The 11,911-nt window shown below is 74.0% G+C and carries 14 protein-coding genes; 2 read left to right on the top strand and 12 right to left on the bottom strand.

Annotation, left to right across the window (positions count from 1 at the left end; all coding sequences use genetic code 11):
• Window positions 1-95: 95 nt before the first annotated feature.
• Window positions 96-404, bottom strand: a complete 309-nt coding sequence (groES, locus tag Q0994_RS11310) for a co-chaperone GroES (RefSeq protein WP_028439209.1) — start codon at window positions 402-404, stop codon at window positions 96-98.
• Between the two features lie 520 nt (window positions 405-924).
• On the bottom strand, window positions 925-1,875 hold the full coding sequence (locus Q0994_RS11305) for a polysaccharide deacetylase family protein (RefSeq protein ID WP_299532377.1): 951 nt from the start codon (window positions 1,873-1,875) through the stop codon (window positions 925-927).
• A 175-nt stretch (window positions 1,876-2,050) separates the two neighbouring features.
• Between Q0994_RS11305 and Q0994_RS11300 the strand changes: the two genes are divergently transcribed.
• On the top strand, window positions 2,051-3,277 hold the full coding sequence (locus tag Q0994_RS11300) for a THUMP-like domain-containing protein (protein WP_299532375.1): 1,227 nt from the start codon (window positions 2,051-2,053) through the stop codon (window positions 3,275-3,277).
• 23 nt (window positions 3,278-3,300) lie between these two features.
• On the opposite strand, the gene Q0994_RS11295 is transcribed toward Q0994_RS11300, so the two are convergent.
• From Q0994_RS11295 to tsaB, 6 genes are all read right to left on the bottom strand, one after another.
• Window positions 3,301-3,978: a hypothetical protein gene (locus Q0994_RS11295; RefSeq protein WP_299532373.1), complete on the bottom strand. Its 678-nt coding sequence runs from the start codon at window positions 3,976-3,978 to the stop codon at window positions 3,301-3,303.
• 322 nt (window positions 3,979-4,300) lie between these two features.
• The gene (locus Q0994_RS11290) at window positions 4,301-4,765 is read right to left on the bottom strand and encodes a VOC family protein (protein WP_299532371.1); all 465 of its coding nucleotides are present in this window, start codon (window positions 4,763-4,765) and stop codon (window positions 4,301-4,303) included.
• Between the two features lie 238 nt (window positions 4,766-5,003).
• A complete protein-coding gene (locus Q0994_RS11285; RefSeq protein ID WP_299532369.1) occupies window positions 5,004-5,273 on the bottom strand; it encodes a hypothetical protein in 270 nt (89 codons plus the stop codon).
• Window positions 5,270-6,370 (bottom strand): tRNA (adenosine(37)-N6)-threonylcarbamoyltransferase complex transferase subunit TsaD, encoded by a 1,101-nt coding sequence (gene tsaD / locus Q0994_RS11280; protein WP_299532366.1) that lies wholly within the window; start codon window positions 6,368-6,370, stop codon window positions 5,270-5,272. The genes Q0994_RS11285 and tsaD overlap by 4 nt, the downstream gene beginning before the upstream one ends.
• 5 nt (window positions 6,371-6,375) lie before the next feature.
• Window positions 6,376-6,864 (bottom strand): ribosomal protein S18-alanine N-acetyltransferase, encoded by a 489-nt coding sequence (gene rimI / locus Q0994_RS11275; RefSeq protein ID WP_299532364.1) that lies wholly within the window; start codon window positions 6,862-6,864, stop codon window positions 6,376-6,378.
• Window positions 6,861-7,499, bottom strand: a complete 639-nt coding sequence (gene tsaB, locus Q0994_RS11270; protein WP_299533031.1) for a tRNA (adenosine(37)-N6)-threonylcarbamoyltransferase complex dimerization subunit type 1 TsaB — start codon at window positions 7,497-7,499, stop codon at window positions 6,861-6,863. Before tsaB ends, rimI begins: the two co-directional genes overlap by 4 nt.
• A 179-nt stretch (window positions 7,500-7,678) precedes the next feature.
• Here tsaB and Q0994_RS11265 point away from each other — a divergent pair, with 179 nt between their 5' ends.
• Window positions 7,679-8,242 carry a hypothetical protein gene (locus Q0994_RS11265; RefSeq protein WP_299532362.1) on the top strand — a complete coding sequence of 188 codons (564 nt, stop codon included), beginning with the start codon at window positions 7,679-7,681 and terminating at the stop codon, window positions 8,240-8,242.
• 70 nt (window positions 8,243-8,312) lie between these two features.
• On the opposite strand, the gene Q0994_RS11260 is transcribed toward Q0994_RS11265, so the two are convergent.
• The 4 genes from Q0994_RS11260 to alr form a co-directional block, all read right to left on the bottom strand.
• Window positions 8,313-8,516, bottom strand: coding sequence for a hypothetical protein (locus tag Q0994_RS11260; RefSeq protein WP_299532360.1), 204 nt, complete (start codon window positions 8,514-8,516; stop codon window positions 8,313-8,315).
• Between the two features lie 241 nt (window positions 8,517-8,757).
• Complete coding sequence (tsaE, locus tag Q0994_RS11255) at window positions 8,758-9,291, bottom strand: tRNA (adenosine(37)-N6)-threonylcarbamoyltransferase complex ATPase subunit type 1 TsaE (protein WP_299532358.1); 534 nt, start codon at window positions 9,289-9,291, stop codon at window positions 8,758-8,760.
• A gap of 113 nt (window positions 9,292-9,404) precedes the next feature.
• Window positions 9,405-10,601 (bottom strand): alpha/beta fold hydrolase, encoded by a 1,197-nt coding sequence (locus Q0994_RS11250; RefSeq protein WP_299532356.1) that lies wholly within the window; start codon window positions 10,599-10,601, stop codon window positions 9,405-9,407.
• Window positions 10,598-11,845 (bottom strand): alanine racemase, encoded by a 1,248-nt coding sequence (gene alr / locus Q0994_RS11245; RefSeq protein WP_299532354.1) that lies wholly within the window; start codon window positions 11,843-11,845, stop codon window positions 10,598-10,600. The genes Q0994_RS11250 and alr overlap by 4 nt, the downstream gene beginning before the upstream one ends.
• Between the last annotated feature and the right edge of the window lie 66 nt (window positions 11,846-11,911).

Raw genomic sequence — 11,911 nt, 5'->3', positions numbered from 1 at the left:
GGGCTGAACTTTCCCTCTCGGACGAACTGCGCCCCTGTCACCCGGCTAGTGATTGCAGGGGGCCAGGGGCGCAGAACAGAAGCAAACTGGGTGAATTACTTCTCGATGATCGCGAGGACGTCGCGAGCCGAGAGGACGAGGTACTCCTCGCCGTTGTACTTCACCTCGGTGCCGCCGTACTTGCTGTACAGAACGACATCGCCGGTCTTGACGTCGAGCGGAAGGCGCTCGCCGTTCTCGAAGCGGCCCGGGCCCACGGCCAGGACGACGCCCTCCTGGGGCTTCTCCTTGGCGGTGTCCGGAATGACCAGGCCGGAAGCCGTGGTCTGCTCGGCGTCGAGCGGCTGGACCACAATGCGGTCCTCGAGCGGCTTGATCGCAACCTTGGAGCTGGTGGTCGACACGATCCGGTCTCCCCCTTCGGAGATCTCACGGGGTTTAACAGTCTGGGGCCGGCGGCCAAGGTCGATCCGTCGTCGCGGGTGCCGGACCTGCCTTGTTCGCACGGTGCTGCTGGCACTCTCCAGTGGGGAGTGCCAGAAGCGAGACTATGACCGGGATTAGCACTCGGTCAAGCGGAGTGCCAATTCACCACCCCCGCGTGGCGGGATCCGGCAACCGGAAGAGGGCCGTCCGTGCCGCCGCCGTGCCCGGCGGGACGGGTGCGGCGGCGGGTGGGGAAGGGGTGCGGACGGAGTGCGCAGCCCGGACGGCGCCACGGCCCGGTCGCCCTGCGACCCGTATGGAGAACGCCGGGACGAGCCTCACCGTTCCTGCCGCGGGGACGGCCCAGGACGGCACGGGACGGCCCCGGCAGCGTCCCTCTCGGGCCGCGGCCGGGGCCGCGTGTCCGGGTCCGCTGTCCGGGTCCGGGCTCTGGCTCGGGCTCGGGTCCGGGCTCGGCAGGGTTGCTCGCCGGCCGGGTCAGACGTAGTCCTCCAGGCGCGCGACGGCGTACCCCTTGTCGGTGACCACCTTCATCACCTGCCGGATCATGTCGGGCATGGTGCCCTTCCAGTCCTCCGGCCCGCGGAAGTGGGTGAGGATGATGTCGCCGGGGTGCAGGTCGCGGTCCCATTCGCGCCACTCCATGTGGTCGGCGAACGCCTCGGACGCCCAGAGCGGCACCGCCTTCACGCCGCAGGAGGCGGCGGCGACCAGGGTGTCCCGGTTGTAGTTGCCGTACGGCGGCCGGAAGAGCGTGGGGCGCTTGCCGTAGCGCTTCTCGATCTTCTCCTGCTGGCCGCAGATCTCCGTCTCCTGCTGGGAGTACGAAAGCCCCGGCATGTAGCGGTGGTTGAGGGTGTGGTTGTTGAGGGTGACGCCCTGCTTCTGCATCCGGGCGAAGTACCCGTAGTCGTCATTGATGACGTAGTCGCTGAGGAAGGCGCTGTAGGGGATGGAGAGTTCGCTCATCATCCGCAGCAGCCGGGGATCCTTCTCCGCGCCGTCGTCCATGGTGAGGAAGACGATCCGCTCCTCGGTGGGAACGGTGGTGAAGACGGGCGGCAGGCCCTCGCCGTCCGCGACCTCGAACCCCTCCCGGCTGGTGATGCGCGGCTTCACCGCGGGCGGTTCCGGTGCGGCCAGCGGCACCTTCGCCAACCCCCACTTCCTGGCCGCGGCGACGCGCCGTGCCTGCCGGGCCTCCACCTGCTCCGCGTACGCGGTGAGCGCGCGGGCCGGGCCGGCCTGCTGCGCCTGACCGCCGGGCTGCCCCGCGGGCCCCCGGCCCGGAGCGCCCGGCGCGCTGCCGCCGTCCGTCCCGGAGGCGCACCCGGAGGCGACGGCGGCGGCCAACAGGGCCGTGAGGACGTAGCGGCCGGTTCTGCGCCGCTTCCTTGTCATTTTTTCCTTTTGTCGTACAGGCTGCATGGCGCCGCATCCTGCCAGGCGGGCCGGGGGCGGCCGCCCCGACACCTCCGGGGGTCCGGTGCCGTCCCCCACCCGGCCCACACCGGTGACCGGGCCGCCTGTGGACGACCCCGTCACCCTCCACCTGTGGACAGCCTGTGGACAGCCCGGAGGAGCAGTCGCGCACTGGCCCACAATGGGACGGGTGAACGCGACTACCCCCTCCACCGGAGCCGGCGCCCCCGACCCGCTCGCCGACTTCGCCGCCCTGCGCACCCCCGAGGGCGCGGCGCTCCTGGCCGGGCTGCGGGAGTACGACCCCGCCCAGGAACTCGCCACCGCCACCCGGCTGCGGCGGACCCATCCGCCCGCGCTGGTCTCGGCGGCCCTCGGTCAGGCGCGGCTGCGGCAGCGAGCGGTGGCGAAGTTCGGGGCCGAGGACGCGTACCGGATGTTCTTCACGCCGAACGGCGTGGAGCAGGCGACCCGCACTTCGGTCGCCTCCTACCGCGCCGGGCGGTTCGCCGCGCTGGGCGTCCGGAGCGTGGCGGACCTCTGCTGCGGCATCGGGGGCGACGCGGTGGCGCTGGCCCGCGCGGGCGTCTCCGTGCTCGCCGTGGACCGCGATCCGCTCACCGCCGAGGTGGCCCGCGCCAACGCCGAGGCGCTCGGCCTCGCCGGGCTGATCGAGGTGCGGTGCGCCGACGTCGCGGACATCGACACCGAGCCGTACGACGCGGTGTTCGTCGACCCTGCGCGGCGGGGCGGGCGCGGGCGGATCTTCGACCCCGAGGCGTACTCGCCCCCGCTGTCCTGGGCCACGGCCGCCGCGCTGAAGGCTCCGCGCGCGGCCCTGAAGATCGCCCCCGGCGTCCCCCACGAAGCCATCGGCCCGGAGGCGGAGGCGGAGTGGATCTCGGACGGCGGGGACGTGAAGGAGGCGGTCCTGTGGTTCGGCGAGGGGTTCACCCCCGGCTCGTACCGCGCGACCCTGCTGCCCTCCGGCGCGACCCTCGCCGCCCCGGCCCCGCTGCCCGCCCCGCCGGTCGGCCCGGTCGGCCGCTACCTCCACGAGCCGGACGGAGCGGTGATCCGGGCGCACCTGGTGGCGTCGGTGGTCGAGGAGTGCGGCGGCCGGCTGATCGACGAGACCATCGCCTACGTCACGAGCGACGCCCCCTGCGACTCCCCGTACGTCTCCTCGTACGAGATCACCGACCACCTCCCGTTCCACCTGAAGCGGCTCAAGGCGCTGCTGCGGGAGCGCGGGGTCGGCGTGCTCACGGTGAAGAAGCGCGGCTCGGCGGTGGAGCCGGAGGAGGTGCGGCGCCGGATGAAGCTCCAGGGACCGAACGAGGCGACGGTCTTCCTGACCCGGGTGGCGGGGGCGCCCACGATGCTGATCGGCGGACCGGTGCGGTGAGGCGCGGGGCGGGCCGCTTCCGCTCAGCCGTGGGCGTCCGGCCGGGCGGGGGCCGGCGGCGACGCGGGCGCCGGTCCGGCCGCGGCTCCGCCGAGCACCCTCAGTACCCACCGCCGGTGCGCGAACGCCCGGACCACACCGGCCAGTCCGGTCAGCCATGCCACCATGCCGAGCCCCATGGAGCCGGCCACCGAGCCATAGGTGTCGACACCCCGTTCCGCCGTGGCCGGCAGCACCACGCAGACGAACAGGCCCACCGCGCAGAGCAGGCCGGACGCCAGCAGCCAGAGCAGACTGTCGCCGGGCCGGCGCAGCGAGGCGTCGCGGTCCGGATCGCGGTCCAGGGCCCCCCACGCGTCCAGCAGTGCGCGCACCTCGCGGTCCCGTCCGAGGCCCGTGCCCGCGAGGACGACGGCTGGGATCAGCAGCGCCGCCCCGAACAGGGCGAAGGGCACGGCGAGGATCCCGGCGAACACGTCGTGGGGCTCCTCCAGGGCGAGGATCGCGAGACCGACCAGCGCCCAGCCGAGCGCCGCCACCGCGCCCCACGTCCAGAGCACACCCAGCCGCCTCCGGCCGATGTACCGCGTGACCAACTCACCCAGAACCAGGGCACGGTCGGCGAGCATCGCCTCCCGGTCGGGCCAACTGCGGATCTCCACGGGCGGCGGAGGCGGCGGGAGCGCGGGGCGGGGCGACATGGCCCGAGGCTAAAGGATGCGGCGCGAGTCCGAAGACCTCCGCTCAACCCGCCTCGGCCGCAGCGCTCTCCTCACCCGCGGTGGCTCCCTCACGCGCGGCGGCTCTCCTCGCTCAGGCCGAGACCGCACAGGACAAGGCCCGCACAGGACGTGACCGTACGACGCGCTCGTGCATGACGTGACGGTGCGCCACGTGGCCGTTCGTGACGTGGCCGTTCGTGACGTGGCCGTACGTGACGTGGCCGTGCGCGCCCGGCGGCGGGCGCGGGGCCCGTCAGCACCGCGTGGGGCGGGCCCGGACGCTCGGCGCCCGCGCCGCCGCTCAGGCGTCGAGCAGCCCCTGCACGTCCAGCTTCCGCATGCCCAGCATCGCCTTCATCGCCCGGTCGGCCTTGGCGGGGTCCGGGTCGGCGAGGGCCTTCTCCAGGGCGCGCGGGACGATCTGCCACGACAAGCCGTACTTGTCCTTCAGCCAGCCGCACTGGCCCTCCTCGCCTTCCGCGGTGAAGGCGTCCCAGAAGCGGTCGACCTCCGCCTGGTCCTCGCAGTCGACCGAGAGCGAGACGGCCTCGGTGAAGGGGAACTGCGGGCCGCCGTTGAGACCGAGGTACTCCTGACCGGCCAGCAGGAAGCGCACGGTCAGCACGCTGCCCGTCTCGCCGGGGGCGGACTCGCCGTAGTGACTGACGTCCAGGACGCGTGAGTCGCCGCCGAAGACGGAGACGTAGAACTCGGCGGCCTCTTGGGCCTGGCCGTCGAACCAGAGACACGGGGTGATCTTCTGCATGGTCGCTCCTCGTCGAGCGGGGTCCCGCCGCCGTCCGGTGCGGACGGCGCGCGGTCGGACGCCGTGCAAGGTAGACCGGCCGGCCGCCCGGAACTCATCGCGCCACGCCCCGGACGGCGCCATGCACCCGGACGGCACTGCGCACCCGGCCGGCGGCACCGCGCGGGAAACCACGAGCCGCCCTCTGCGGCCCCCGGCGGCACGCACGCCCGGCCGCCCGCCCCGCGCAGGACCGGGCTCAGTCCCCGGCCGGCCCCAGCGACTCGAAACGCCAGCGGTGCACGGCACGGGTGATCAGCCCGGCGTCGGGCTCGGGGAGCTCCGGCAGTTCGTCGCCGTACTGTCCCTCCCACCAGGTGATGACCAGCACGCGGTCCTGCGGGGCGCGCAGCAGTTCGCTGCGGACCGGCTCGCGGGCCAGTTCGCCGGTGCGGGCGCGCGCCCACTCCAGCAGTTCGGCCCCCCGGCCCCCGACGGCACGGGCCTCCCACATCAGCGCGACGCTCATGAGTACAGGTTGTCCTTGCTGATCTCGTGCACGTGGTCGTGGTCGTGCGCGTGGGCGCCCGGTACGTGCGGTTCGGTCACCGGCAGCGAGGAGTCCGCCGACAGCTCCAGGTCGGAGGCGGGCCGGTTGCGGGCCACCATCTCCGCGCCGAGCGCGGCGACCATCGCGCCGTTGTCCGTGCAGAGGCCGGGCCGGGGCACCCGCAGCCGGATGCCCGCCTTCGCGCAGCGCTCCTCGGCGAGCGCGCGCAGCCGGGAGTTGGCCGCGACGCCGCCGCCGATCATCAGGTGGTCGACGCCCTCGTCCTTGCAGGCGCGGACGGCCTTGCGGGTGAGGACGTCCACCACGGCCTCCTGGAAGGACGCCGCCACGTCGCGCACCGGCACCTCCTCGCCCGCCGCCCGCTTGGCCTCGATCCAGCGCGCCACCGAGGTCTTCAGCCCGGAGAAGGAGAAGTCGTACGCCGGATCGCGCGATCCGGTCAGGCCGCGCGGGAAGGCGATCGCCTTCGGGTCGCCCTCGCGGGCCAGCCGGTCGATGACCGGGCCGCCGGGGAAGCCGAGGTCGAGCACCCGGGCGATCTTGTCGAACGCCTCGCCCGCCGCGTCGTCGATGGTGGCGCCCAGCGGGCGCACGTCGTTGGTGATGTCGGGCGCCAGCAGCAGCGAGGAGTGTCCGCCGCTGACCAGCAGCGCCATGGTGGGCTCGGGCAGCGGGCCGTGTTCGAGCTGGTCCACGCAGATGTGCGAGGCCAGGTGGTTCACCCCGTAGAGCGGCTTGCCCAGGGCGTACGCGTACGCCTTGGCCGCCGAGACGCCGACCAGCAGCGCGCCGGCCAGGCCGGGGCCCGCCGTCACGGCGATGCCGTCCAGGTCGCGGGCGCTGATCCCGGCGTCCTTCAGGGCGCGTTCGATGGTGGGGACCATGGCCTCCAGGTGCGCGCGGGAGGCGATCTCCGGGACGACGCCGCCGAAGCGGGCGTGCGTGTCGACGCTGGAGGCGACGGCGTCCGCGAGGAGCGTGGTGCCGCGCACGATGCCGACGCCGGTCTCGTCGCACGAGGTCTCGATGCCGAGTACGAGCGGTTCGTCAGCCATTGCCATCAGCCATTCTCTGTTCCTTGTACGTGCAGGCGCATGACCAGCGCGTCGATGTTGCCCGGCTGGTAGTAGCCGCGCCGGAAGCCGATGGGTTCGAAGCCGAACCGTTCGTACAGCTTCTGCGCGCGGGTGTTGTCGACCCGGACCTCCAGCAGCACGGTGGCGCACTCGAAGGCCGTGGCGTGCTTCAGCAGGTCGGTGAGCAGCTCGGATCCGAGGCCGCCGCCCCAGTGGCCGCGAGTGACCCCGATGGTCTGTACGTCGGCGAGGTCGCCGGCCGCGGCCAGCCCGGCGTAGCCGACGATCCGGCCGTCCGGGTCCTCGGCGACGACGTAGCGACGGGTGGCGTGCGGGCCCCGGGCCCGCGCCAGCTCGGACCAGAACATGCCGGCCGACCAGGCGTCCTCGGGGAAGAGTTCGTCTTCGAGTTCCAGCACCGGCGCGATGTCCCACCAGCGCATCTCGCGCAGCACGGCGGAGGCGGCGGTCACTTCGGGGTGACCACCTTGTAGTTCTTCGGTACCTGCGCGTCGGGCCTGCGCAGGTAGAGCGGCCGCGGCGGCAGCAGTTCCCCGCCCGCGGCGAGCCGTTCGGCGGCGAGGGAGGCGAGCGCGCCGGCGGACACGTGCTCGGGGCCGCGGGCGTCACCGAACGCCTCGGGGTAGAGCACCGCGCCCGCGCCGACGACCGGGAGCCCCGCGAGGCTCTCGGCGATGTCGCCGGGCCGGTCGACCGAGGGCTCACCCGTACGGGTAAGGGTGTCGGTGTACCGGGCCCAGTAGACCTCCTTGCGGCGCGCGTCCGTCGCCACCACGAAGGGGCCGTCGATCCCGGCCGCGTACGCGAGGCCGTCGAGGGTGCACAGGCCGTGCACGGGGACGGAGAGCGCCGAGCCGAAGGTGGCCGCGGTGACCAGACCGACCCGCAGTCCGGTGTAGGGGCCGGGGCCGACGCCCACGACCAGGCCGGTCACGGCGTCGAGTGTCGTCCCGGCGGCGGCGAGGACCCGGTCGACGGCGGGGAGCAGCAGTTCCCCGTGTCGCCGGGCGTCCACCGTGCTCGACTCCGCGACGACGGAGGAGCCGTCGTGGAGGGCGACGGTGACGGCGGGGGTGGCGGTATCCATGGCGAGCAAGAGCACACGAACAGCCTACGGCTCCGCCGACGGGGGCACGGCTCCCGTCCATGGTCCCGGCGGGCCCGGCGGCTGCTGCTACCGTCACCCGGAGATACGGGTACGACGTAAAAGCTTGTACGACTTACGAACGGACGGCACGCCGGGCGGCGTGCGAAAGGGGAGTTCAGGTGGCTAGGAGCAGCTCGGGAATCGTGGCCGGGCTCACCGCCGCGGCGATCGTCGCGATCGGTTTCCTCGCCTACCAGGCGTCGGCGAACGCTCCGGACTCGGTGGCCGCCCCCTCCTCCAGCGCCTCCGCGCCGGCGGCGTCGGCGCGGCCCTCGGCGAAGCCGGAGACCTCGGCCGACCCGCTGGCGCTGCCCGCCGGTTCGGGCACCGGGGCGCGGGTCGTGTACGCCCTGAAGGACAAGCGGGTGTGGCTGGTGGACGAGTCGGGCAGGGCGACCCGGACCTTCACCGTCATGCCGAGTCCCGTCAGCCCGCCGCCCGGGACCTACCAGGTGACCTCGCGGTCGGGCAGTGTGCAGGGCTCGGACGGGGTGCTGATCGAGCACGTGGTCCGTTTCGCCAGCGTTGGGGACGTCGCGATCGGCTTCAGTGCGGCCCAGGACGGCTCGATGCCGACGCCCGACCCCACGCTGAAGACCGGTGGGGTGCGCACCTCGCGGGAGGACGGCGACGCCATGTGGCAGTTCGCCACCGTCGGCGCGAAGGTCGTCGTCGTCGCCTGATCCGCCCCGCTGCCACCTCGCACGGGACCCCGGAGCCGTCGGCTCCGGGGTCCTGTGCGTCGGTCCGTCCTCAGGCCGCCGCGCGGCCGGCCGGGGGCCGGATGTCCGCGACGGTGACGTCGTCCGCGCGGTCCTCGGCGCCGGGCCGGTCCGACGGCGGGGTGGAGACCGCGGTGGCCGCGGCGCAGGACGCCAGCAGGTCCTTCATCGACACCCCGGGCACCGCGGACAGGGACGAGTGCGGCGTCTGCGCGTCGTGCTCGGGCGTCGGCATGGGTGCCTCCTGGGCTCCGCTGGGGGCGTGGTTAGGCATACCTAACCAGGGGCTCGTACCCATGTCACCACGCCCGTGGCCTCTCATGCAACATTTTACCGACACCGTGTCGGAACGGAAGGTGTTCGGGGGTCGGGTTCCGGACACACGAGAGCGGTCCGGACCGGCTTCTTCGCCGGTCCGGACCGCCGCGCGGGTCCGCCCGTACCGCCCGCGACCCGGCGGGCCCCGGACGGGAGGTCTAGCGCTCCAGGCCCGCCCGCAGCTCCGCCCAGCGGGCGCCGATGCCGACCAGCGTCACCACGCGGCGCTCGTCGTCCGTGTCGCCCACCGCGCGGTCGATCACGATGTGCAGCCGGTCCTCGGACAGTTCCTCGACCTTGCCGTCGCCCCACTCGACCACCACGACCGACTCCGGCAGGGAGACGTCGAGGTCCAGGTCCTCCATCTCGTCGAGCCCGCCGCCCAGGCGGTAGGCGTCGACGTGCACGAGTGCCGGGCCCGCGCCGAGCGGTGGGTGGACCCGTGCGATGACGAAGGTCGGCGAGGTCACGGCGCCCCGCACGTCCAGCCCTTCGCCGAGCCCCCGGGTCAGCGTGGTCTTGCCCGCGCCGAGTTCACCGGTGAGCATCACGAGGTCGCCGGGGGCGAGCAGCGGGGCGAGTTCGAGGCCCAGCAGCCGCATCCCCTCGGGGGAGTCGACGGCGCGGCGGACGGTGACGGAGTCCTGACCGAGGGGGTTCCCGGGGTCCTGGCTCATCTGTGGTGCTTCCATGCCCGCCCACGTTAGTCGCCACGGCGGACCGGAGGCGGGCGCCGTGGGCGGGGCATCGCGGCGTCAGCCGCCGGCCTCCCGCCGGATCCGCCGCCGCGCCCGTCCGCGCGCGGCTACGTCCGGCCGCCGGTGCGCGCGGCCGGTACCGCACCGGCCCGCACCAGCAGGTCCGCGAGCCGGTCCGTCACCGTCTCCGGGTGCTCCAGCATGACCAGGTGGCCGCCGTCCGGGACGATCACCAGCTCCGCGTCGGGCAGCACGTCGGCGATGGCTTCGCTGTGCGAGCTGGGCGTCACCAGGTCCTTGTCGCCCGCGAGGATCAGCACCGGCAGGTCCGCGAAGAGCGGCAGCGCGGCGCTCTTGTCGTGCTCGGTGAAGGCCGGGTAGAACTCGGCGACCACGTCGATGGGCGTCGACTCGATGAGCCGCTCCGCGAACCGGGCGACCGCCGGGTCCACGTCCCGCGACGAGAACGAGTACCGCTTGATGAGCCCCGCGAAGAGGTCGGCGGTGGCCCGCCGGCCCCGTTCCACCAGCTCGGTCTGAGTGCCCAGCGCCCTCAGCACTCCGGGCAGCACCCGGCGCACGGCGTTGACCCCGGCGACCGGCAACCCGAAGTTCACCTCACCGAGCCTTCCCGCGGAGGTGCCGACGAACGCGGCGGCGGCCACCCGGTCCCGGATCAGCTCCGGGTACTGCTCGGCCAGCGCCATGACCGTCATGCCGCCCATGGAGTGCCCCACGAGCACCAGCGGGCCCTCGGGCGCGGCCGCGTCGATGACGGCCCGCAGGTCGCGGCCGAGCTGGTCGATGGTGACCGGCACGCCTTTCGCCTGCCCCTTGCCCCGGCCGGAGCGGCCGTGGCTGCGCTGGTCCCAGTGGACCGTGCGTACCAGGCCGCGCAGCGCCGCCCGCTGGAAGTGCCAGGAGTCCTGGCCGAGGCAGTAGCCGTGGCTGAAGACGACGGTGACGGGGGCGGGCGACTTCCGCCCGAAGAGCCGGCGACGGCGCGGACCCGAGTCCGCGGCCGCCTCGTCCACCTCGTCGATCTCGTAGTACAGCTCGGTCCCGTCGTCGGCCACCGCCCGGCCCGGCTCCCCGCGCAGCGCGCCGTACGGGCCCGCCGCGTCCAGTGCCAGCCGGGCCTTCTTGCGCATCCCCCGGCCGACGGTCAGCCGCTCCACGGCGACGCCCGCCGCCGCTCCCGCGGCCAGCACCCCTATCGCGGCCCCGGCGACACCCGCCCGGCGCCATCCGGCGGCCGCCGTCACGGCGTCGGCCACCGCCTCCCCCGCGCTGCTCTCGCTCACCCTGCGGTGCTCCCGTTCCCGTCGTGTCCGGTGCCGGTACCGGTACCCGCGACGACGGTGTCGTACCGCGGGCCGGCCGTGACGTCCGTCGCGTCCGTCGCATCCGTCGCGTGCAGATGGACGCGGGGCACCCGCGCGCCGATCCGGGTGACGATCTCGTACGCGATGGTGCCGGCGGCGACCGCCCAGTCCTCCGCGCCCGGTTCGCCCCGGTCGCCCGGTCCGAACAGCACCGCCTCGCTGCCCGGTCCGGGCCGGTCGCCCTCCAGGTCGACGACGAACTGGTCCATCGCCACCCGTCCGGCGACGGTCCGGATCCTGCCGTCCACCAGGACCGGCCCGCGGCCGGAGGCGTGGCGCGGGATGCCGTCGGCGTAACCGACCGGGACCAGGCCGAGGGTGGTCCCGGTGGGGGTCGTGTAGTGGTGGCCGTAGCTGACGCCGTGCCCCGCCGGGGCCTGCTTGACCAGGGCGAGCGAGGCAGCCAGCGTCATCACGGGGCGCAGCCCGTAGTCGGCGGGCACCCCCAGTTCCGGACTGGGCGAGAGCCCGTACACGGCGATGCCGGTCCGCACCAGGTCGAAGTGCGACTCGGGGACCGTGAGGGTCGCCGGAGAGTTGGCGATGTGCCGCACCTCGGGCCGGACGCCGGCCTTCTCCGCGTACGCCAGCATGTCGTGGAAGACGTTCAGCTGGGCGGCGATCGAGGGGTGACCGGGTTCGTCGGCGCAGGCGAAGTGCGACCACAGGCCGGTGATCCGGACGTCGCCCGCGTCCTCGGCGGAACGGGCCCCGGCGATCAGCTCGGGCCAGTCGGCGGGCAGGCAGCCGTTGCGGCCGAGGCCGGTGTCCGCCTTGAGCTGGATGCGGGCGGTGCGGCCCGCCGCACGGGCGGCGTCGACGGCCTCCCGCAGCGCCCACGTCCCGGAGACCGACACGTCGATGTCGGCCTCGATCGCCTCGCGCCAGGGGCCGCCGGGGGTCCACAGCCAGCACATGATCCGCCCGCCGAGCCCGGCGGCGCGCAGCGCCAGGGCCTCCTGCGGGGTGGCGGTGCCGAGCCAGGTCGCCCCGGCCTCCAGCGCGGCGCGGGCGCACGGCACCGCGCCGTGACCGTAGGCGTCGGACTTCACCACGGCCATGAGCTGCGCTCCGCCGGCCCGCGCCAGCAGCGTGCGCACATTGGCGCGCAGCGCGGCGAGGTCGATCTCGGCACGGGCTCTCAGGGGCGCTTTGTCGTTCATCGCGCCCAGTCTCTCAGGTCGTCCCGCCCGCACGGGCGGCGGCGAGGCCGGGGGCGCGGACCGGCG

It is taken from the genome of uncultured Streptomyces sp., from assembly GCF_947488945.1.
Lineage (GTDB): Bacteria > Actinomycetota > Actinomycetes > Streptomycetales > Streptomycetaceae > Streptomyces.
The sequence above is the reverse complement of the archived record's forward strand: the minus strand, read 5'-3'. Positions and strand labels throughout refer to the sequence as shown.

Coding starts and splice junctions, on each gene's coding strand:
- Q0994_RS11305 (WP_299532377.1), bottom strand. CDS start 1,875: ATGCAGCCTGTACGACAAAAGGAAAAAATGACAAGGAAGCGGCGCAGA.
- Q0994_RS11300 (WP_299532375.1), top strand. CDS start 2,051: ATGGGACGGGTGAACGCGACTACCCCCTCCACCGGAGCCGGCGCCCCC.
- Q0994_RS11295 (WP_299532373.1), bottom strand. CDS start 3,978: ATGTCGCCCCGCCCCGCGCTCCCGCCGCCTCCGCCGCCCGTGGAGATC.
- Q0994_RS11290 (WP_299532371.1), bottom strand. CDS start 4,765: ATGCAGAAGATCACCCCGTGTCTCTGGTTCGACGGCCAGGCCCAAGAG.
- Q0994_RS11285 (WP_299532369.1), bottom strand. CDS start 5,273: ATGAGCGTCGCGCTGATGTGGGAGGCCCGTGCCGTCGGGGGCCGGGGG.
- tsaD (WP_299532366.1), bottom strand. CDS start 6,370: ATGGCTGACGAACCGCTCGTACTCGGCATCGAGACCTCGTGCGACGAG.
- tsaB (WP_299533031.1), bottom strand. CDS start 7,499: ATGGATACCGCCACCCCCGCCGTCACCGTCGCCCTCCACGACGGCTCC.
- Q0994_RS11260 (WP_299532360.1), bottom strand. CDS start 8,516: ATGCCGACGCCCGAGCACGACGCGCAGACGCCGCACTCGTCCCTGTCC.
- tsaE (WP_299532358.1), bottom strand. CDS start 9,291: ATGGAAGCACCACAGATGAGCCAGGACCCCGGGAACCCCCTCGGTCAG.
- alr (WP_299532354.1), bottom strand. CDS start 11,845: ATGAACGACAAAGCGCCCCTGAGAGCCCGTGCCGAGATCGACCTCGCC.